General features: G+C 43.2%; 19 protein-coding genes. 8 read left to right on the top strand and 11 right to left on the bottom strand.

The features are described from left to right. Positions 1–231: 231 nt before the first annotated feature. Together RTS10_RS02570 and ccoS are read right to left on the bottom strand one after the other, a co-directional pair. A complete protein-coding gene (locus RTS10_RS02570) occupies positions 232–1146 on the bottom strand; it encodes a sulfite exporter TauE/SafE family protein (protein ID WP_096489037.1) in 915 nt (304 codons plus the stop codon). Positions 1147–1235: 89 nt separating this feature from the next. After that, on the bottom strand, positions 1236–1466 hold the full coding sequence (ccoS, locus tag RTS10_RS02565) for a cbb3-type cytochrome oxidase assembly protein CcoS (protein WP_096489036.1): 231 nt from the start codon (positions 1464–1466) through the stop codon (positions 1236–1238). Between the two features lie 278 nt (positions 1467–1744). Between ccoS and RTS10_RS02560 the strand changes: the two genes are divergently transcribed. Beyond that, positions 1745–2080, top strand: coding sequence for a rhodanese-like domain-containing protein (locus RTS10_RS02560; RefSeq protein ID WP_227715609.1), 336 nt, complete (start codon positions 1745–1747; stop codon positions 2078–2080). Between the two features lies 1 nt (position 2081). Here the strand turns inward: RTS10_RS02560 and RTS10_RS02555 are convergent, their stop codons facing one another. The 5 genes from RTS10_RS02555 to lipA form a co-directional block, all read right to left on the bottom strand. Continuing rightward, positions 2082–2759: a YdcF family protein gene (locus tag RTS10_RS02555; RefSeq protein WP_312539103.1), complete on the bottom strand. Its 678-nt coding sequence runs from the start codon at positions 2757–2759 to the stop codon at positions 2082–2084. Next, positions 2734–3843 carry a UDP-N-acetylmuramate dehydrogenase gene (murB, locus tag RTS10_RS02550; RefSeq protein ID WP_312539101.1) on the bottom strand — a complete coding sequence of 370 codons (1110 nt, stop codon included), beginning with the start codon at positions 3841–3843 and terminating at the stop codon, positions 2734–2736. The genes RTS10_RS02555 and murB overlap by 26 nt, the downstream gene beginning before the upstream one ends. A gap of 126 nt (positions 3844–3969) precedes the next feature. Then, positions 3970–4404: an RNA-binding S4 domain-containing protein gene (locus RTS10_RS02545; RefSeq protein WP_036598052.1), complete on the bottom strand. Its 435-nt coding sequence runs from the start codon at positions 4402–4404 to the stop codon at positions 3970–3972. 183 nt (positions 4405–4587) lie between these two features. Continuing rightward, positions 4588–5475 carry an alpha/beta fold hydrolase gene (locus RTS10_RS02540; RefSeq protein WP_312539100.1) on the bottom strand — a complete coding sequence of 296 codons (888 nt, stop codon included), beginning with the start codon at positions 5473–5475 and terminating at the stop codon, positions 4588–4590. Between the two features lie 112 nt (positions 5476–5587). Beyond that, positions 5588–6661: a lipoyl synthase gene (lipA, locus tag RTS10_RS02535; RefSeq protein WP_312539098.1), complete on the bottom strand. Its 1074-nt coding sequence runs from the start codon at positions 6659–6661 to the stop codon at positions 5588–5590. A 390-nt stretch (positions 6662–7051) separates the two neighbouring features. Between lipA and acnB the strand changes: the two genes are divergently transcribed. Further along, complete coding sequence (gene acnB / locus RTS10_RS02530; protein WP_312539097.1) at positions 7052–9652, top strand: bifunctional aconitate hydratase 2/2-methylisocitrate dehydratase; 2601 nt, start codon at positions 7052–7054, stop codon at positions 9650–9652. Positions 9653–9829: 177 nt separating this feature from the next. Here the strand turns inward: acnB and dinB are convergent, their stop codons facing one another. Next, positions 9830–10885, bottom strand: coding sequence for a DNA polymerase IV (gene dinB, locus RTS10_RS02525; RefSeq protein ID WP_312539095.1), 1056 nt, complete (start codon positions 10883–10885; stop codon positions 9830–9832). 399 nt (positions 10886–11284) lie between these two features. Between dinB and RTS10_RS02520 the strand changes: the two genes are divergently transcribed. Beyond that, positions 11285–12286 (top strand): TerC family protein, encoded by a 1002-nt coding sequence (locus tag RTS10_RS02520; protein WP_312539093.1) that lies wholly within the window; start codon positions 11285–11287, stop codon positions 12284–12286. Between the two features lie 110 nt (positions 12287–12396). Next, positions 12397–12876, top strand: coding sequence for a YqhA family protein (locus RTS10_RS02515; RefSeq protein ID WP_312539092.1), 480 nt, complete (start codon positions 12397–12399; stop codon positions 12874–12876). A gap of 113 nt (positions 12877–12989) precedes the next feature. Here the strand turns inward: RTS10_RS02515 and RTS10_RS02510 are convergent, their stop codons facing one another. Beyond that, on the bottom strand, positions 12990–14177 hold the full coding sequence (locus tag RTS10_RS02510; protein WP_312539090.1) for an aspartate aminotransferase family protein: 1188 nt from the start codon (positions 14175–14177) through the stop codon (positions 12990–12992). A gap of 79 nt (positions 14178–14256) precedes the next feature. Then, a complete protein-coding gene (locus tag RTS10_RS02505) occupies positions 14257–14469 on the bottom strand; it encodes a DNA gyrase inhibitor YacG (RefSeq protein WP_040404327.1) in 213 nt (70 codons plus the stop codon). A 90-nt stretch (positions 14470–14559) separates the two neighbouring features. Here RTS10_RS02505 and RTS10_RS02500 point away from each other — a divergent pair, with 90 nt between their 5' ends. Then, positions 14560–15198, top strand: a complete 639-nt coding sequence (locus RTS10_RS02500) for a methyltransferase domain-containing protein (RefSeq protein WP_007117322.1) — start codon at positions 14560–14562, stop codon at positions 15196–15198. On the opposite strand, the gene RTS10_RS02495 is transcribed toward RTS10_RS02500, so the two are convergent. Beyond that, entirely contained in the window at positions 15195–16139 is a 945-nt protein-coding gene (locus RTS10_RS02495; protein WP_312539088.1) for an RDD family protein, read from the bottom strand. The genes RTS10_RS02500 and RTS10_RS02495 overlap by 4 nt on opposite strands. 305 nt (positions 16140–16444) lie before the next feature. Here RTS10_RS02495 and RTS10_RS02490 point away from each other — a divergent pair, with 305 nt between their 5' ends. From RTS10_RS02490 to mnmG, 3 genes are all read left to right on the top strand, one after another. Next, complete coding sequence (locus tag RTS10_RS02490) at positions 16445–17374, top strand: DUF3025 domain-containing protein (RefSeq protein WP_312539087.1); 930 nt, start codon at positions 16445–16447, stop codon at positions 17372–17374. Between the two features lie 175 nt (positions 17375–17549). Next, entirely contained in the window at positions 17550–17834 is a 285-nt protein-coding gene (locus RTS10_RS02485; protein ID WP_007117325.1) for a hypothetical protein, read from the top strand. A gap of 191 nt (positions 17835–18025) precedes the next feature. Then, a complete protein-coding gene (gene mnmG / locus RTS10_RS02480; RefSeq protein ID WP_160001626.1) occupies positions 18026–19912 on the top strand; it encodes a tRNA uridine-5-carboxymethylaminomethyl(34) synthesis enzyme MnmG in 1887 nt (628 codons plus the stop codon). Positions 19913–19964: the final 52 nt, after the last annotated feature.

Below are 19964 nucleotides of genomic sequence, written 5' to 3'. Positions count from 1 at the left end.
TAAAGAAGGATAGGAGTAAAAAATGTTAGATATGTTAAATGAAGCGTTTGAATATGAAACCGATATCATCTATCTTGACGAAGGCGATGACGCGGTAGAAATGTAAACTGCAAGTTAAGCGTAAAACCTAAAAATTCGTAACCGATAACCTCTTAATATACCGATTAAGAGGTTTGTTTTTTTTGGGCAATATAAATGAATGATTACTGACTAGTAACTAGTAACTAGTGATTAGGGACTGGTACTGGCAGGCATCGCCACCTCATGGTGCTTATCCATATCCTGCATATTGTGCATGTCGTGATTCATGTTATGATTATGGTTCATATCATCACTCATATTATGGTTCATAGGCATGGTAGTCGAAGCTGGCATAGAAGCAGGATTAGACGCAGAATGATTCATCGTCGACATATCGTGGTGCATACTCGTCTCATTCATGGCATGACTGTGTGAACCTTGATTATGTGAACCATGGTTATGGTGCATCATCATCGGGATAAAAATCACCGCAAGCCCAGACAACATCATAATCACCCCATTAATTTGGCGAAGACGAAAATTTTTAATACTCGACTGTAGCATCCCCACAGTTTTTTGCGTGGCAATCAACATCGGCATGGTACCTAGCCCAAATACAAACATTAGAGCCGCCCCTGTAGCGACGTTGTTGCCAGCAATCGCCATCATGAGCGCACCATACACCAATCCACACGGCAAAAATCCCCAAAGCAAGCCAGCAAACAAAGCTTTACCAAAGCTATCAATCGGAAACACTTTTTTGCGTATCGGGGCAAGCGATTGCCAAAAGCGCATCCCGAACTTTTCTAACTGATTAAACAGCGGTAACCCAAGCATCGCAAGCCCAATCAACACCAATACCGCACCCAGTACAATTCTTGGCGCACTGTTGCTCATAATGGATTGAAAGATTGCCACCCCAACAAAACCGGCAATCAATCCAAGCAAGGAATAACTGATGAGGCGTCCCAAATGATACGTCAAAATCAAGCCATTTTTTTTGCTGTCCGATACATGCTGCATAGACAGCCCAAAAGCCGTCACAATGCCACCGCACATCCCCAGGCAGTGCGGTGAGCCAAACAATCCCATGCTAAACGCTGCCAAAAATAATGCCCAGGTCATAAAATGCTCCAAAAAAGTCTAAAAATTTTTGCAAGACGTAAATAAATCAATAGAAACAAATCAGCAGGAAGAAAGATAACACCAACGCGTTATTTTTGCTCGTCAGTAGGGTCTTGTGTTTTTGGGGGCTGAGAAGATGAAGGCTTGGCGGGATTTTGCCCCAATTGTTCACGGCGAAATTGTCTGTCATCCAAAATGACCCGCTGAGATTCATTGTCCAAATCATCAAATTGGCGTGATTTGATGGCGTAGTAAATGGCAAAAATACCCAATACAAATAGCACTAAACTAATAGGAATCAAAAAATACATGCTTTGCATCGGGCATCCCCATTACTTGGCGTAAATAAACGAATTAAGTTAAGAAAACCATTATACGCTTATTTTGCCATAAATAAATGCGGCAAAATGTCGCAGTGTTGCCCTAGCAATTAAATAGCAGCAATCAAATAGCCATTGGTATGATTACAAAATAAACACATGGGTTGCAAATCAAAGCAACTCAGTGATTTGAGTGCGAACAATGAATGCTATAATAATAGCAGGTTAAACATTGAGGTTTGACTTGGTTTTAAAACTCAAAATTCTACAAGGAAATTATGATGTTGATGCCTAAAATCTTTAAGCCTTCCCTTAAGCTTTCAAAGAAACAGTTGCTTGCCTTAGGCGCGGCTGTCATGGTTGGCGCATTATTGATGCCAACAGCAAACGCGGCCACAGTGGTCATTGATGTGCGTACCCCAGAGGAGTATTCTGTGAATCATCCAACCGGTGCCATTAATATTCCACACAGTGAATTACTTGCCAAAATAACGGCGCAAGGTATTGCAAAATCAGATACCATTAAAGTGTATAGTCGTGGTGGCGGTCGTGCCCAACAAGCCAAGTCTGCCTTACAGTCAGCTGGCTACACCAATGTAGAGATTCAAAAATAACTCATTTATTGGTTGGTTGGCAGTCGTATTGGGGTTTAACAAGATCGCGAGCGAATGCCAACAATTCATACAAGGCACGTCTTGAATGCTGCAGATTCTGATCAAAATGCTGCCAATCATTTGCCTTTGGTAATGGGGCGATACTTGGAATACTAGCCACCCCATTGATGGCAAACTGCCGTCTTGAGCGGTCCATGTGATACGTATCGGTCACCAAAATTACCTGTCTGACATTGACCATTTCTGCGGTATATTTTGCATTTTGGCAGGTGTTAAAGCTGTTTTTTTCTGCTAAAACCCACATAATGCCTTTTTTTTGTAGCCATTTTGCCATCCATGGCGCCTCCTTACCACTGACGATGATGGGTAAGCCAGTCTGCTGATATACTTGGCTTGCTTTAATCAATCGACTTTCGGTGAATTGGTTAATCACAATCTCATTTTGCTGATTATTGGTTAGTCCGCCACCTAATACCACAATCGCCGTTGCAGGATTGACGCTCACCGCCGATTCTGGTAGGCGATAGCAATCTAAGATAAACAATACGATGGTAGAAAACAGCGGTGTAAAAAAACTGAGTGTGATTAAACACCCCACCAATACAACAACGGTCAAAATCCGTTTGATGATTGAAAAAAATCGCTCAAGGTAGTTAATGAGCTTGGCGAATGCTACCATCAGATTCAATCCAAACCGGTTCAGCTTCCAATTTTATCCCAAATTTATCCAATACAGTCTGCTGTATAAATTGCATACTTTTGGCGACATCACGTTGCGTCGCAACTTTTGGCGCATGGTTAGTCAATACTAGCGCTTGTTTTACATGCGTTAAAATCGGTGCAATGCCTTTACCTTTAAGCCCTGATTGGTCAATAAGCCAGCCAGCTGCAACTTTGCAGTAATCGGTCAAATTGCCTTGGGCATCTTTGACAGGATAATGCACTAGATTGGGATGGCTCTGTAGTAACTGGTCAACTTGAGATTTGGCAACGATGGGGTTTTTAAAAAAGCTGCCACAATTGGGCAAGTCGTTGGTATCGGGCAATTTACTTTGACGAATGTCGATGATGGCGTTCATGGTATCCACGGGTGTGACTTCATCGCGACCCGCTTGGCTAGCATAGTGCTGAGCAACTTTTGCCACATCCCCATACTGGGTATTGGGTTTGGCAGTTTTACTGAGGGTAAAAATGACGCTGGTAATGAGCCACTGTCCTGCTTGCTGTTTAAACAAGCTGTCACGGTAGCTAAACTCGCAATCAGCGTTGCTTAGATGATGCCACGTTAAGCTCGGTATATGAAACGCTTTTACACTGTCTATCACATCTTCAGCTTGTACCCCATAGGCACCGATGTTTTGCACGGGACTGCCACCCACCCAGCTTGGGATTAACGCCAAATTTTCCAGTCCATACCAACCTTGATTGACCGTGTCTAGCACTAGCGTATGCCAATCCTCGCCAGCCATCACCTCAAGGGTTATGGTTTGGGTGTCTTCAGACAGGATAGTTTTACCTTTAAGACTGGGTGACACGACAACCGCGTCCAACACTTCGGGCAAAATGATATTACTGCCATTGGATAGCACAACAAACGCTTGTTGATGGGCTGCCAGTTGCTTAAAAGTGGGCTCAATATCAGATAGTTGAGTTAGGCGAATGAATTGTTTGGCTTGGCAGGCTAATGCCATGGTATTGTATGCGCTAATATCCACATAGCTAGCATTAGCCTGCACAGGGTTAGGTTCAAAAAGATTGGTCATAAAAATATCGTTAATAATCGGCAGAGTTGCTCATCGCCAGTGCAATGACTAGTGCAATGATAAAGTGCTTATTATAACGAAATATCACGGGGAAAATTGCGATTTTTATGACCCCATGACAGCCACCTAAAAACCTTCTTCATCACTGCCAAAATGGTTAATATCCCTAAAACGGCTTAACTGACGACGCTGTTTTTTATTTGGGCGATGATCGGGGCGGGCAAGATTGGCAAGTTTTTTTTGTTCGGTGAAAAATTCTCGTTGACTGATACTGGCATCGGTCTCTTGATAAAGCACACTGGCGGCAGTGGCATTGCCGCGCACTTCAGACAGCGCTAGCACCTTGACCGTCTTTTGGGTGTAATGATTGGCTGACCCTTGACGAATCGTCAATTCATCGCCCACCGCTATTTCTTTACTGACCTTGACGCGATTGCCAAAATGGTGGACCCGTCCCGATTCAATCGCTTCCTTGGCTAGGGTACGGGTTTTATAAAACCTTGCTGCCCATAGCCATTTATCTAAACGCACTTTAATTTTATCAGTTGTACTCAATGACATTTCCTATAACTTAGCTGCATGAATAACTTTAGATTAAATGGTTGTTTTTTCGAATCTTTCAATACGTCACATCGATATTTCTAACAAGCAACTGGCGTGTCAAAACGAGGCTAATAGTCTATTCATCATGACAGTTATAAAACCCCGCCTAAAGACTTAGTGGTAAGACTCAGGGATTTTAAACTAATTGATAGGGTGAGTGAGCCAAGCCAAAATATCATCATACACTTGTTGGTGATTAGGCTCTAGCAAGATTTCATGGCGCATCGCTTCATATTGCTGCACGCTCACCGAAGCAAAATTATTTTGTTGCAAACGTTTGACGATACGCGGAATGCCTTTTCCCATCTGCCCAACGGGGTCATCTTTTCCGCTGACAAATAGCAGCGGTAACTGTCTGGGTACTTGTTGATACCAATGCTTATGGGTGCCTGCTTGCATCAACGACATAAGCGCAAAATAGCCATTGTTGGTAAACTGAAAGCCGCAAAGCTTGTCATCAAGGTAGGCTTTTACTTGCTTAGGATCTGAATTGAGCCAATTAAACCCTTGTAAATCGGGTTCTTTTCTAAAGGGTAAGTTATTAAATTGGTTTAAAATCTTATCCAATACCGGATTGGTGCGCCGCGTGGTAAAGTGATTAAGATTTTTGGTCACCGGCACAAACAAGTTTGCCAATGGGTTAAAATCTGAGGTGCCCATAATTATTGCGCCCGCAAATCGCTCACCATAGCGCTGCAAAATACAGCGAACGATAAATGACCCCATACTGTGACCCAAGATAAAATGGGGGATATCAGGGTATTTTTCAGCGATTAACTGCGCATGGTCCATCACATTGTCAATCATCAACTCAGCAGGATTAGGGTTACCCATATAGCCTAAGCAACCATTGTCATAGGCTTGCTGTCCATGACCCAAATGGTCAAAGGTCAACACCGCAATACCATGATTTGCCAAAAATTGCGCAAAAGGTTGGTAGCGCCCTTGGTGCTCTGCCATGCCATGTACGATTAGTAAAGTAGCAACGGGCGGCACCTTAGGCAGATAGAATGTGTAGTTGTTATCCATCGCAAATTTCCTGTATGTTATTTTACAATTAGGGTAGCATAAAAAAGCCGTCTAATGACGGCTTTAAATCAACGCACAAATTCACAAATCAATGCACATATCAACGCAAAAATCAACAACCTGATTTTTTCATGTCCGCTTCTGATAACGGATTGGCACCACGGGTAGGGCGCGGACAAGGCTCACCATAATATTGACGATCGGCAAAATAGCTTGAGCGCACCATCGGACCTGCCCAAATATTTGCAAAGCCCAATTTTTTACCGTGTGCAGTATAACGGTCGAATTCATCCGGATGCACAAATCTATCAACTGGGGCGTGAGATTTGCTTGGCTGCAAATATTGACCGATGGTAATTAAATCGACATCATGCGCCTTTAAATCATCGAGTAAGGCATAAACCTCTTCTTCAGTCTCGCCAAGACCCACCATAAAACCACATTTGGTGACGATATCAGGGCGACGCGCTTTGTAATCTTTTAACAGCTGTAATGAGTGCTGATAATCCGACCCTGGACGAAACGCTTTATACAAACGTGGCACGGTTTCGATATTGTGGTTAAACACATCAGGCGCTGTGTTACTTAAGATATCAAGTGCCACTTGCTCACGACCCCGAAAATCAGGGACTAAAATCTCAATCAAGCAATTAGGGCTTAACTGACGAGATTCTTTAATGACATTGGCAAAATGTTCCGCGCCGCCGTCACGCAAATCATCTCGGTCAACCGAGGTAATCACCGCATATTTTAACCCTAGACCCGCAATGGTCTCAGCGGTGTGAATCGGCTCAAGCTCATCGAGCGCATTGGGGCGACCATGCGCCACATCACAAAATGGGCAGCGACGGGTACAAATATCTCCCATAATCATAAAGGTCGCGGTGCCATCACCAAAACATTGGGGCAGGTTAGGGCAAGCCGCTTCTTCACAAACCGTATACAGCTTTTGTTCACGCAAGGTTGACTTGATGCGCGCTACTTCACTGGGCGATGACAGCTTGACGCGAATCCAGTCAGGTTTTTTTGGGGTTTCTACCGTTGGAATGATTTTAATCGGAATACGGGCAACTTTATCATGGCCACGTAGTTTTTCACCCACTTCAGGACGTTTTGGCTTTTCACGAGCGATGGGTCTATCGGTGTGCGGCGTTGAAGGGGCAAAAGTTTGTACAGTGTCGGTCATTGCTATGATTAATCCTTGAATTCATTTAGCAGATTTTAGGGGGTTATTATAACAGAAATCTAGGCTGACGAATTTAAACTATTTTGGGATAAGCTTTGTTGTTTAAAGTACACAGCCAAAGTTATTTTTCATCCTAGTAAAAAAAGCGACAATCGGCTCAAACGCATTTATTAAAAATTATTGGGCTATTTTTTTAAAAAATAATGGCTATGTTAACAAAAACGTATTTTCTCATTAACATTTCATCACATTTCAAGTATATTAGAAGGGTTAAATTTTTTAGCCAAAGCCATGCTGGCTAGTAGCCATTTCAAAATTCAACTGTGTTGTGAAGAGGGCTTGCAGACGCATGGTTAACACAATAATCTTACATGACTATGAGGACGATTCATGCTAGAGAACTATCGTAAACACGTCGAAAATCGTGCGGCACAGGGTATTGTGCCACAGCCACTTAACGAACAGCAAACGGCTGATTTGGTTGAACTATTAAAAAATCCACCAGCGGGTGAAGAAGAAACACTTGTAGACTTATTAGAAAACCGTATTCCACCTGGGGTTGACCAAGCAGCGTATGTTAAAGCGGCATTTCTAGCGGCCATCGTTAAAGGCGAAACCACTTCGCCGCTGATTTCAAAACAAAAAGCGATTGAATTATTGGGTCATATGCAAGGTGGCTACAACGTAGAACCATTAATCCAAGCATTAGATGATAAAGAATTGGCCAAAGGTGCGGGCGACGCGCTGAAAAAAACCTTACTGGTATTTGATGCCTTTAATGATGTCACTGAAAAAGCGGAAGCGGGCAATGAAGTAGCCAAAGAAGTGTTACAATCTTGGGCAAACGCCGAATGGTTCACCAGCCGTCCAGAAGTGCCAAAAAAAGCCACTTACAAAACCTTCAAAGTCACCGGTGAAACCAATACCGATGATTTGTCACCTGCCCAAGATGCATGGTCACGTCCAGACATCCCACTGCACGCATTAGCCATGCTAAAAAATGCGCGTGAAGGCATTGTGCCAGACCAAGACGGCGTGATTGGTCCGATGAAACAAATCGAAGAGATGAAAAAAGACGGTATTCCATTGGCATATGTGGGTGATGTGGTCGGTACCGGTTCAAGCCGTAAATCAGCGACCAACTCAGTGTTATGGTTAATGGGTGATGACATCAAAGGCGTGCCAAACAAACGTGCTGGCGGTCTGGTATTGGGTGGTAAAATCGCACCGATTTTCTTCAACACCATGGAAGATGCTGGCTCATTACCTATCGAAGTAGATGTTAGCAAACTTAACATGGGTGATGTATTTGATATCTACCCACATGACGGCAAAATCACCAAACATGATTCTGATGAAGTGATTGCAACTTTTGAATTAAAATCACCAACGCTTCTTGATGAAGTGCGTGCCGGTGGTCGTATTCCATTGATTGTAGGTCGTGGCTTGACCAACAAAGCCCGTGAATATCTAGGTTTGGGCGCGTCTGACATTTTTGCAAAACCCGAACAACCTGCAGACACCGGTAAAGGCTATACTTTAGCGCAAAAAATGGTCGGTAAAGCTTGTGGCGTAGAAGGTATTCGTCCTGGTGCCTACTGTGAGCCAAAAATGACGACCGTGGGTTCGCAAGATACCACAGGTCCTATGACCCGTGACGAATTAAAAGACTTGGCTTGTTTAGGCTTCTCTGCAGATTTGGTCATGCAATCATTCTGTCATACGGCAGCTTATCCAAAACCAATCGATGTAGAAACTCAGCACACACTCCCTGACTTCATCATGAATCGTGGCGGTGTATCATTACGTCCAGGTGATGGTATTATTCACTCATGGCTCAACCGTATGCTATTGCCTGATACCGTTGGTACAGGTGGTGACTCACATACCCGCTTCCCAATGGGTATTTCGTTCCCAGCAGGTTCAGGTCTAGTGGCGTTTGCTGCAGCAACCGGTGTGATGCCATTAGATATGCCAGAATCAGTTCGTGTACGTTTTGTCGGTGAAATGCAGCCTGGTATCACCTTGCGTGACTTGGTACATGCGATTCCTTACCAAGCCATCAAAGAAGGTTTATTGACCGTTGAGAAAGCCGGTAAGAAAAACGTATTTAACGGCCGTATTCTAGAAATCGAAGGTTTAGAAGACTTAACCGTTGAACAAGCATTCGAATTATCAGATGCCTCTGCCGAACGTTCAGCCGCAGGTTGTACTATCACCCTGTCTGAAGAATCAGTAAAAGAATACCTAACGTCAAACATCACCCTACTCAAATGGATGATTTCTGAAGGTTATGGCGATGCGCGTACGATTGCACGCCGTATCAAAGGTATGGAGGCATGGCTTGCCAACCCAACATTGTTACGTGCTGATGCAGATGCAGAATATGCCGCTGACATCACTATCGATATGAGCGCCATCAAAGAACCGATTCTTTGCTGTCCAAACGACCCAGATGACGCCAAAACCTTGGCAGACGTTGCTGGCGACAAGATTGATGAAGTATTCATCGGTTCATGTATGACCAACATCGGTCACTTCCGTGCAGCGGGCGCGTTGTTAAAAGAAGTACCTGCTGGTAGCTTAAGCACACGTCTATGGATTGCACCACCCACTAAAATGGATGCACGCCAATTGATGGATGAAGGTCTGTATAATGTCTATGCACAAGCGGGCGCACGTACTGAAATGCCGGGTTGTTCACTGTGTATGGGTAACCAAGCGCGTATCGCACCAAAATCAACCGCCGTATCAACTTCGACACGTAACTTCCCGAACCGTTTAGGTCAAGGTGCCAACGTGTACTTGGCTTCTGCCGAGTTGGCGTCGGTGGCTGCAGTACTTGGTAAACTACCTACCAACGAAGAATACCAACAATATGCTGGTAAGCTCAACAGCATGTCAGCAGATATCTACAAATACTTAAACTTCGACCGTATGAGCGAGTATACTGAAGAAGCAAACAAAATTAACGTAGCACAGCTTACCTAACAATCGTTAAGTTAGGCTCATCTAATTTTAATTAAGTAGGATAGCTTTTAATTAAGTAGGATAACAATAAAGTAAGACCCTGCAATATAGCAGGGTTTTACTGTTGTTAGCATTTACATAAAAATTATTTAAACGTTTAGCTAAAAAATATATTGGCAAAATTTGGCTTATAGTGGCTTATAATAATGGCATCTGTGGTGAGGCTTCAGCTTGCAGCAAATTTGAATAAGTCACCCCAACCAAACGTACGGGTAAAAGTTTTGGGGTATGCTCGTATAGCCATTGAATCCAATAATGGGCATCGGATTCTTGTTCAAAGTGGGAAGAAATACTATGAGAGCGGGTAATCACACTAAAATCGCTGTATTTGATTTTAATGGTGATGGTGCGAGCGTAACGCTGCTTTTTTTGTAAATCTTTAAACGCTTGGCTATTTTCGCGATATAGGGCAGCCACAATGACTTTATCATCCATGGTATTTTGTAAAAACGTTGTCTCAGAACCCACAGATTTATGTTTGCGCTCAGCTTTAACCTCTCGATTATCAATACCGTGGGCAATCTGGTGAAAGAAATCACCCCGTTTGCCAAAGCGTTGTTTTAATATGTCAGCTGGGGTATTGCGTAAATCCAATCCTGTAAATATACCCATGTCATGCAACATTTTGACGGTGGCTTTGCCAATCCCATGAAATTTTTTTACCGGTAAATTGGCGATGAAGTCCAATCCTTGCTCAGGTGTGATAACCGCAATTCCGTTGGGTTTATTTAAATCTGACGCGATTTTGGCAAGCATTTTGTTATAAGACACCCCGGCTGAAGCGGTCAGCTGCGTTTGTCGCAAAATCTGTTGGCGAATGCGATTGGCGATTAGTGTCGCAGAATTTTTTTCATGCGGGCTATTGGTCACATCTAGATACGCCTCATCCAGTGATAAAGGTTCGACCAGTGGCGTATATTGGTACATAATGGCACGAATTTGCTCACTAACTTCATGATACACCTCAAAGCGTGGTTTGACAAAAATTGCTTGTGGACATAGCTGACGCGCTCGATAGCATGACATGGCAGAATGCACACCGAACTTGCGTATCTCATAACTTGCTGCTGCGACGACACCGCGCCCATTGGGATCACCGCCAACGACCAAAGGTTTACCTTGTAACTCAGGATTATCCCGTTGCTCAACACTGGCAAAGAACGCATCCATATCGATATGAATAATTTTACGCATGGGTGTTAGTTTATCATCCTAACTGTATGGGGAAAGTATTTAATTAATTGTCTAAACGCTAAATACGCTAGCTAACATAAACAATAAATTCAAAACTTACTGATTGATAAATTCAATTGATAAGTCATCGTTTATCTGCTACATTATCGCTATCAAGGGGAGTAACTTCTCACTTCAGCAGTTTGTGATTTATCGTCATTACGTAAGTAGCCGCTTACCGGTAAATCAGCTATTTTTTAGCCATATATTGAGCTAATTATCAAATAGTAAGCCAGACCTTGACTTAACACAACCACATATTTGGTCGGTGTGAGTCAAGGTTTTTTTGTGCTTAGCATTTCCCAAAATCCTTTGACTTATTGCCAGCCATAGTTTGTAAATGCATACTAAGGAGCGATAATGTTACTTGCAGCAGTGAATCAAATGACAGAACCCATGAGCATTGGCAGTCCCATGCTGTATGCTGTGTTCTTTGCTATCGTAGCAATACTATTATTGGTTGATTTTTTTACCTTTAAAACCCCAAAAAATGGTGAAGCGGTTTCGATGAAACAAGCGGGTATTTGGAGTGCCATTTGGGTGGGCGTGTCTGTGTTGTTTGCAGGCGGTCTATGGTGGTATCTATCACAGAATTTTGGCGGTGCTATCGCCACTCAAAAAGTAGGGGAGTTTTTTACAGGATATTTACTGGAAAAATCGCTCGCCATTGATAACGTCTTTGTATGGTTGATGATTTTTGCGGCGTTTGCGGTAAACCCAGTGATGCAGCGTAAAATCTTATTGTATGGCGTATTGGGTGCTATCATCATGCGTACGGTGATGATTTTTGCAGGTGCTTGGCTTGTCACAGAGTTTAGCTGGATTTTATATATTTTTGGTGCGTTCTTGCTCTACACCGGGGTGAAAATGTGGCAAAACCATGACGACCAAGCAGACCCGAAGCAGTCAGGGCTGTATAAGTTTTTGCAAAAATATCTGAGGGTCACTGATGACAGCCATGATGCATCAGGTCAAGAGCGGTTTGTGTTGGTGAAAAATGGCGTAAAATATTTTACCCCGTTAGCGGTGGTGCTTATCTTGGTTGAATTGTCAGATGTGATTTTTGCGGTGGATTCGATTCCTGCAATTTTTGCGGTCACTACCGACCCATTTATTGTTTTGACGGCAAACTTGCTGGCTATTTTGGGTCTACGAGCGATGTTCTTCTTGTTATCGGGTTTGGCGGATAAATTCCATTTATTGCCTTATGCGCTTAGTGTCATCTTGGTGTTTATTGGCGCTAAAATGCTGCTGCTTGATGTGTTCCATGTGCCGATGGCTATCTCGTTAGGCTTTATTGCCACCGTGCTAACAGTGACAGCAATTTTATCGGTGAAGTTTCCAAATTTAGGTAAAGCATAATTTGGGTAAAGCATAGTTGGGTAAAAGATAGCCCCTGTGGCAATTACAAAATCCCCATCCTAAAATTTGAGTGTGATAAAATAAGCCTTTTTGATAAAGGCTTATTTTTTATGATTGAAAAACTGTTTAAAAATAGCCGTTATTTGGTATTTCTAACCATTATGGTCAGTTTAGTATCTTCGGTCACGCTTTATGTGGCGTCCTTAAATATTATTTTTCATATACTCTCTGACTTTTTTACTAATCCCACCATCAAACCGTTAGATGGGCAAATTTTGGCAGTCAATCTATTAAAAACATTAGATATTTTACTCATCGCACTGAGTTTTCAAATGATTGCCATCGCCAATTATCGTTTATTTATTTCCAATAAACCTGCCCAAGAATCGCGTTTTCTCACCGTGTTAGGCATCAAAGATTTTCATGACTTAAAGATTAACCTGATGCAAGTGTCGATGATTATTTTAGTGATTTTGTTTTTGGAGCAAGCGGTTGAGGGTGGTGCAAACATCAATACCTTTTTATATGGTGCATCCATTGCCATGGTTGTCATTGCGATGGTATGGGCGATTAAAAGCTTGCGACATTAATTGGCAAATCCTTGCTTAGTCGCCAATTTGGTTACCAATTAAGGTGCCTATTAAACGGCTTTTAGCTGAGCAAGCTTATTTTCTAAAATTAAAAAACTCACTGAGGGGTGAGTCTAATACAGGGCTGATTGGATAAGGTGAATGAGGCGCTCACCGATTTGGACGGTTTCATCGGCACTCATGTTGAGCGGTGGCAATAAACGAATGGCATTACCGCCTGCCACATTGATGATTAGATGATGATTGTCACGCGCTTTATCGACTAAGCTATCAAATGCAATGCCGCGATCCTGTGGCATCACCACCCCTAGCATCATGCCTTTACCCCGTACAGTAACCCCTTCGCTACCTAGCTCGCTAGTGATTTGCTCAATCAATGCTGCGCTATTGCTTAAGGTAGTTGCCATCATATTCTCATCATCAATGACATCAATCACTTCACTAACCACACGGCAAGCAAGCGGTGTACCACCATACGTTGAACCGTGTGAGCCATAGCTAAAAATATCATTGGCTTTTGCGCTGGTCATGCACGCACCTACAGGAAAACCATTCCCCAAACCTTTTGCTGTGGTCAAAATATCAGGTTTGATGGATGAATGTTGATAAGCGAAATATTGCCCCGTCCGACCATTGCCCGTTTGCACTTCATCTAAAATCATTAATAAGTCATGGTCATCACAAACTTTGCGAACTTGGGTTAAAAAATCAAAGCCATTGGCAGCGGTATTGACGCCACTTTCACCTTGGATAGGCTCAAGCATCACAGCGCACACATTGTCGTTATCGGCAATCGCTTGGCTAATCGCTTCAATATCCCCAAAAGGCACGCGAATAAAATCATCATCTAAGGTAAAAAATCCTGCTCTAGCCATTGGATTTGCGGTGGCGGATACGGTCAGTAGGGTGCGTCCATGAAAGGATTTTTCCATCACAATCACTTTGGCTTGGGTTTGCCCACGATTTGATGCAAACAGTCGCGCCATCTTTAATGCTGCTTCGTTGGCCTCGGCACCGCTATTGGCAAAAAACACTTTATCCATGCCTGCGACTTGGCATAACTTTTCACCCGCGCGCTCTTGCCAATCAATACCAAAAAGATTGCTAGTATGCACAAGCGTTGCGGCTTGATCGGCAATCGCAGCAGTGATACGCGGATGACAATGCCCCAGTCCACAGACAGCAATCCCTGTTAACGCATCCAAATACGGCGTTCCGTCAGCGGTATAAAGATAACTACCTTGACCTTTGACAAAGCTAATGGGCTGGCGTTTGTAGGTGGGGAGTAAATAAGAGCTCATGGGGATTCCTTTAATCATAGTTAGCGAATCATAGTTAGCAAATCATAGCTAGCGCAATTACTAACCAATCAAATCTACGTTATTTAAAAGCGTCTAATTCGTCACTAAACGGGGTGTCTTCTGCACCGACTTTATAGTCTTCATTCGCCCAAGCGCCTAAGTCAATGAGTTTACAGCGTGCACTGCAAAATGGCTTGGTGGGGTTATCTGCCCAAACGGTGGGTTTGCCGCAGCGCGGACAGGGGTAAGTTTTGACAGGTGCATTTGATGGGGTGGGCTCGGTTTTAGACATAAACAAAAGGTATTCTGAAAAATGGTGTATCGGATTATTTGCCATAGTATACTATAAATCCTTTTTTTTGGGCGAATCAAGCGACTGTTCATGCTAAGTCATCAATTTACCAGACCGTTTCAACCCGATCGTATCCGTCATCCCAGAGATTTTCAGCCACTTGCCGCAACATTTTGGCAGCAGCCCGCCATTTTTCTTGAAATCGGTGCAGGGAAAGGCAAGCATGCCTTGAGTTTTGCCAGCGATAATGGCAATGCCCATCTCATCGCGATTGAACGTACCGCAGAAAAATATCAAGCCATGCAAAAAATGGCGAATCATGCCAAGTTGTCTAATTTAACCACTATTCATGCTGATGCCATTGCTTGGGTCACCCATGCTGTGCCCGCGCAAAGCTTGTCAGGGGTGTTTATTCTTTATCCCAATCCAGAACCGCATAACCCCAACCAACGCTGGCTCAACATGCCGTTTTTTGAGTGGTTACTGTCTCGGTTAAAACCAGGTGGCGAGCTTATACTTGCCAGTAATATTGAAAGTTATATCGAGGAAGCCGAGCATAAAGCACAGACGGTTTGGCAAGTACCGGTGGAGAAAACCCAAGTACCCAATCATAGTGACCGCACGCATTTTGAGGTGAAATACCTAGCGCGTGGTGAGGCCTGTTGGCAACTGACCATAAAAAAACCGCATGGTTATACCACACGGTTTGATGATTTTAAGTTACTTTAGTCAGGTTTTAACGCAAGGGGTGTGGTTTGGGTGTCATCGGCACGTACCACATAAGTTTTGGCGATTTTATCATGCAGGCTTAATCGCTCTTTGCTGGTGAGCATCATGACCAAATCAACAACTAACACAACCAAACCAAAAATCGATAAAGAGTAAGCCAATGTGGTAAATAACCCACGCATAATGATTAAGTTAAAAAATCCAGGAATGGCATTGGATTGGCGATCCAAAATACGTATGCCCATTATCATCTTACCGATGGTCTGACCACGGCGCATCAATAATAGGACTTGCGCAATCATTAAACCCCATACCAAAATATTGGTTAACAACAATATATGCTCAGGTAATGCTGACATGAGTTCCATCTGCTGGGCAGATGTCAGTCTGGTTTGTCCGGCTTCTGCCCATTTGAGTAACTTATCAAAATTTGGGCTGTTATATAGGGATATGAACAGGGGCGACGACGCCAATACCATAAGCAGGGTATCTACTAATTTTGCTGCGATACGGCTACCGACGCTGGCAAGGTCTAACTGTTTTTTGGCATGGGCAATGTCTTGGTTTGAGCTAAGTTTTTTGCTCAATGTGACCTTGGTAGGGTTAGGGGATTTGTGCGGGTTATTCACTGAATACCGATCCCAAACATTCTCAGAATCTTCTGAAGGCGATATAGGATTAGGCGTGTTGTTAATAATATAATCTGCTTCATCAGAAGCGGGCTGCTCACGTTGGTGGGTATCGACTGACAAGCTTTCATCAATTATTGGACGGTAAAAAAATTGCCCATCCGTCATCGCATTGACCGTGTTCCAGTTATCCATCCCTTGATGCCACATCAAATCAGTGAGTAACACTTGCCCTGTGGCAAGCATTTGATTAAGTTGTTCAAGGGTATAAGGGCCGGCTTGCACATTATTGCGAGCTAGAAAAATATGCATGTAATAACTCTACTTCTACTGGGTGGTAAAATTTGAATGACTGTATCTTATTATATGATGTTTTGCAACATCGTGCTAAAAATCGCTTATTATGCAAAACAGGTTATACAAACATGCCATTCAAAAAATCGCAATAGCTTGATGAATTGAAGTCAACAGTATCTAAACCATTAGCTATGCTTGGCTGGTAATGATTGGTAGGTGGTAATTATCTGTCATGGGGTTAACCAAAAGTATGCTAATATTTTTCGTTCAGCCTACGATTATTTTTCTTATTCTTATTCTTATATTATCAGATTGTATTTATGTCAGCGACTCATCCCACCAACGCCCTCATTGATTTTAATCAACCTTGGTATCACTATTTGACTTATTTTCCGAATTTTCCCAAGCTTGACGCAAAACATACTCATTCAATACATAGTCATGCCCTTGCTATCAATGCTATCAATATTGTTGAAAATTTGAATGCTTGTTTGGATAGATTTGAGGATGTAAACGCCAGCCGTATAGCCAATTTTGAAAAATTACCCATTCGCTTTGTTGGGCAAGCGTGTCTGCCTGAGGATGAGGCTTATGAGAGTTTTATTGCCAAGACAGGGAAAATTCCAACCCGTGACAATCACCATGATTTGCTGAACGGTTTAATTTGGCTGAATTTTCCGCAGGCTAAAGCGGTATTTAACGAACTTCATGCCAAAGATATTTTGCGACATGGTATTCATAACGCCAGAACAGCGCTGCGTAATGCGTTAACCGTATTTGATGAAAATGGCGGCATTGTGGTGAGTTCAGATAAACTATTGCTTGAACAGTTACAAGCATTTAAATGGCACGCAGCTTTGGTCACTCATAGAACAAATTGGTTGGGTCAACATCGTACCATTGCCTTTTTTCCATTTGGTCATGCCCTGCTTGAAAAATTGGTTAACCCAAGAAAAAATATCACCAGTCATACCTTGCTGATTTTAGTAGATGAGGGTTGGTTTGAGCAATCTATAGACAGTCAGAGAAACCAGCTTGATACGGCAATTGCTAAGCTATTTCGACAACTGGCAATGCCATATTTAGCGGATAATGCAGTTAAGCTATCATCCAAAAGCTTTCAGCCGTTACCTGTGATGGGTATCCCTGGCTATAGTGATGACAATGTGATACCAGAATTTTATCAAGATGAGGCTGTTTTTAGGCGTCCAAGAGCGTTTAGCGCGCCTATTTTTTCATTACATGACTGATAAGTGACCAGAAAATTTATAACCGTGGCTAGAGTGGTTGGGGGTGATTACCCAGTCTATGAATCTTGCTTGATAAAAGCCGGTTAATCCGTTAGCATTAAAGCAATTTCTAGTTCATCTAGCCGCATTTATTGATGAAACTCATAATGACTAATAAAAATATTGGAGTATCAGCATGACCACCAAAGTCGTCAAAATTGATAATAAAGTTCGTATGATTACAGGTAAATTAGCCCCCCATCTTGAAATTCAGTGGGAACACTATACCTTAGCAGAATTACAATCATTGCTTGAGACGGTGGTTCGTTTTGAAATTGAGCACAACTTTCGTCGTCACAAAGATTATAAAGATAGCAAAGGCGCTAATATCCAAGTGTTTAATGATGCCAACGAACTTAAAGTCACAAGTCTAAAAGATGAATTACTAATCATCCGCGATAGCCAAATCGATTCACAATAACTATAAATCCGCGAATCAATCAAAATCCAAGCCGAATAACTTGGATTTTTTTCGTCATGTTGTTGGTAATTATTAAAGCAAAGTATCACCCTAAACGCTCAATGATTGGCATTGATAAAAAAATAATCGATAGCCGTTTAAGCATGGTATAATTGTCAGTTTTTATTGACAAGCGAATCATGGGTGACACAATGAAATACCCTAAAATCTACGACGTAATTGTGATTGGTGGCGGTCATGCTGGCACAGAAGCGGCGCTAGCGGCTGCGCGCATGGGTCAACAGACGCTTCTACTTACGCATAATATTGAAACCTTGGGACAGATGAGCTGTAATCCTGCGATTGGCGGGATTGGCAAGTCGCATTTGGTGCGTGAAGTCGATGCGTTGGGCGGCGCTATGGCGCTTGCCACCGACAAAGCAGGGATTCAGTTTCGTGTGTTAAATAGCCGTAAAGGTGCCGCTGTCCGTGCCACACGCGCCCAAGCAGACCGTATTTTATATAAAGCGGCGATTCGCCATACCTTAGAGAATCAGCCAAACTTGGATATTTTCCAACAAGCGGCGGATGATATTTTGGTTGAAAACGGCAAAGCGGTAGCCGTGGTTACCCAATCGGGGATTGAATTTGCTTGCGGCGCAGTGGTGTTGACCTCTGGCACTTTTTTAGGTGGTACTATTCATATTGGACTGGAAAACCACAAAGGTGGCCGTGCAGGCGATCCGCCTTCTATCCGTTTGGCAGATAGATTGCGTGAACTTAAGCTGCCGGTTGGACGCCTCAAAACAGGCACGCCCCCACGCATTGATGCGCGCACGGTAGATTTTAGTGTCATGACCGTGCAGCCCGGGGATACACCACTGCCAGTCATGTCATATTTGGGCGATGTGTCCATGCATCCGCGCCAAATCAACTGCTATATCACCCATACCAATGAACGCACCCATGACATTATCCGCAGTGGGCTAGATCGCTCACCCATGTATTCAGGGGTGATTGAAGGCATTGGTCCCCGTTATTGTCCATCGATTGAAGATAAAATTCATCGGTTTGCTGATAAAGACAGCCATCAGATTTTTATTGAGCCTGAAGGGTTGACCACCCATGAGCTTTATCCCAATGGGATTTCAACGAGTTTACCATTTGATATTCAGTTGGCTTTAGTCCGATCCATGAAAGGGCTGGAAAATGCGCACATCTTGCGTCCTGGCTACGCGATTGAATACGATTATTTTGACCCACAAAATCTTAAACCAAGCCTTGAGACCAAATCGATTGATAACCTATTTTTTGCCGGTCAAATCAATGGAACGACAGGGTATGAAGAAGCCGCTGCGCAAGGTATCTTAGCTGGGTTAAATGCTGCACGTCGCACCCAAGGACTGGATGCTTGGACACCGCGCCGCGACCAAGCATATATCGGTGTGTTGGTAGATGATCTCATCACCAATGGTACCAAAGAGCCGTACCGTATGTTTACCAGTCGTGCCGAATACCGTCTGCTGCTACGGGAAGACAATGCCGATCAACGCTTGACAGAAATTGGGCGTGACTTAGGACTGGTGGACGATGCGCGCTGGCAAGTGTATAGCGATAAAATGACAGCGATTGAGCAAGAAACCGCACGTTTACGCTCGCTTTGGGCAACACCTACTAATACGCTGGGTCAATCATTTATCGATAAAACCGGTGAAGTATTGACCAAAGAGAATAACGCGCTTGATTTGTTAAAACGTCCGAATGTGTCATTTGATGATATTAGCGAATTGACCCAATCTCCCGTGTCTGCCGAAGTGGGTGAGCAAATCGAAATTGGTGTCAAATACGCCGGTTATATCGATCGTCAGCAAGTTGAAATCGGTCAGATGAAAAAACTTGAACACACGCTGATTCCAGACGATTTTACTTATCATGATATCTCTGGGCTTTCCAATGAAATCGTGCAAAAACTTGAAAAAGTGCGCCCAACGACGCTTGCCCAAGCCAGTCGCATTAGCGGCGTCACGCCAGCTGCGGTACAGCTTTTGGCAATGATGATTAAAAAAAGCAAAAAAGCACGTGAAGTGCTAAGCTCTTAACTTTAGACCATGCTACATAAGTCCCATGGTATTGGTATGTGCCAAACTTGGG

This window comes from Moraxella sp. CTOTU47616, assembly GCF_032017465.1.
GTDB lineage: Bacteria > Pseudomonadota > Gammaproteobacteria > Pseudomonadales > Moraxellaceae > Faucicola > Faucicola tetraodonis.
The sequence above is the reverse complement of the archived record's forward strand: the minus strand, read 5'-3'. Positions and strand labels throughout refer to the sequence as shown.

Coding starts and splice junctions, on each gene's coding strand:
- acnB (WP_312539097.1), top strand. CDS start 7,052: ATGCTAGAGAACTATCGTAAACACGTCGAAAATCGTGCGGCACAGGGT.
- mnmG (WP_160001626.1), top strand. CDS start 18,026: ATGAAATACCCTAAAATCTACGACGTAATTGTGATTGGTGGCGGTCAT.
- RTS10_RS02485 (WP_007117325.1), top strand. CDS start 17,550: ATGACCACCAAAGTCGTCAAAATTGATAATAAAGTTCGTATGATTACA.
- RTS10_RS02545 (WP_036598052.1), bottom strand. CDS start 4,404: ATGTCATTGAGTACAACTGATAAAATTAAAGTGCGTTTAGATAAATGG.
- RTS10_RS02520 (WP_312539093.1), top strand. CDS start 11,285: ATGTTACTTGCAGCAGTGAATCAAATGACAGAACCCATGAGCATTGGC.
- lipA (WP_312539098.1), bottom strand. CDS start 6,661: ATGACCGACACTGTACAAACTTTTGCCCCTTCAACGCCGCACACCGAT.
- RTS10_RS02540 (WP_312539100.1), bottom strand. CDS start 5,475: ATGGATAACAACTACACATTCTATCTGCCTAAGGTGCCGCCCGTTGCT.
- murB (WP_312539101.1), bottom strand. CDS start 3,843: ATGACCAATCTTTTTGAACCTAACCCTGTGCAGGCTAATGCTAGCTAT.
- RTS10_RS02515 (WP_312539092.1), top strand. CDS start 12,397: ATGATTGAAAAACTGTTTAAAAATAGCCGTTATTTGGTATTTCTAACC.
- RTS10_RS02555 (WP_312539103.1), bottom strand. CDS start 2,759: ATGGTAGCATTCGCCAAGCTCATTAACTACCTTGAGCGATTTTTTTCA.
- RTS10_RS02560 (WP_227715609.1), top strand. CDS start 1,745: ATGATGTTGATGCCTAAAATCTTTAAGCCTTCCCTTAAGCTTTCAAAG.
- RTS10_RS02500 (WP_007117322.1), top strand. CDS start 14,560: ATGCTAAGTCATCAATTTACCAGACCGTTTCAACCCGATCGTATCCGT.
- RTS10_RS02570 (WP_096489037.1), bottom strand. CDS start 1,146: ATGACCTGGGCATTATTTTTGGCAGCGTTTAGCATGGGATTGTTTGGC.
- RTS10_RS02495 (WP_312539088.1), bottom strand. CDS start 16,139: ATGCATATTTTTCTAGCTCGCAATAATGTGCAAGCCGGCCCTTATACC.
- RTS10_RS02490 (WP_312539087.1), top strand. CDS start 16,445: ATGTCAGCGACTCATCCCACCAACGCCCTCATTGATTTTAATCAACCT.
- dinB (WP_312539095.1), bottom strand. CDS start 10,885: ATGCGTAAAATTATTCATATCGATATGGATGCGTTCTTTGCCAGTGTT.
- ccoS (WP_096489036.1), bottom strand. CDS start 1,466: ATGCAAAGCATGTATTTTTTGATTCCTATTAGTTTAGTGCTATTTGTA.
- RTS10_RS02510 (WP_312539090.1), bottom strand. CDS start 14,177: ATGAGCTCTTATTTACTCCCCACCTACAAACGCCAGCCCATTAGCTTT.
- RTS10_RS02505 (WP_040404327.1), bottom strand. CDS start 14,469: ATGTCTAAAACCGAGCCCACCCCATCAAATGCACCTGTCAAAACTTAC.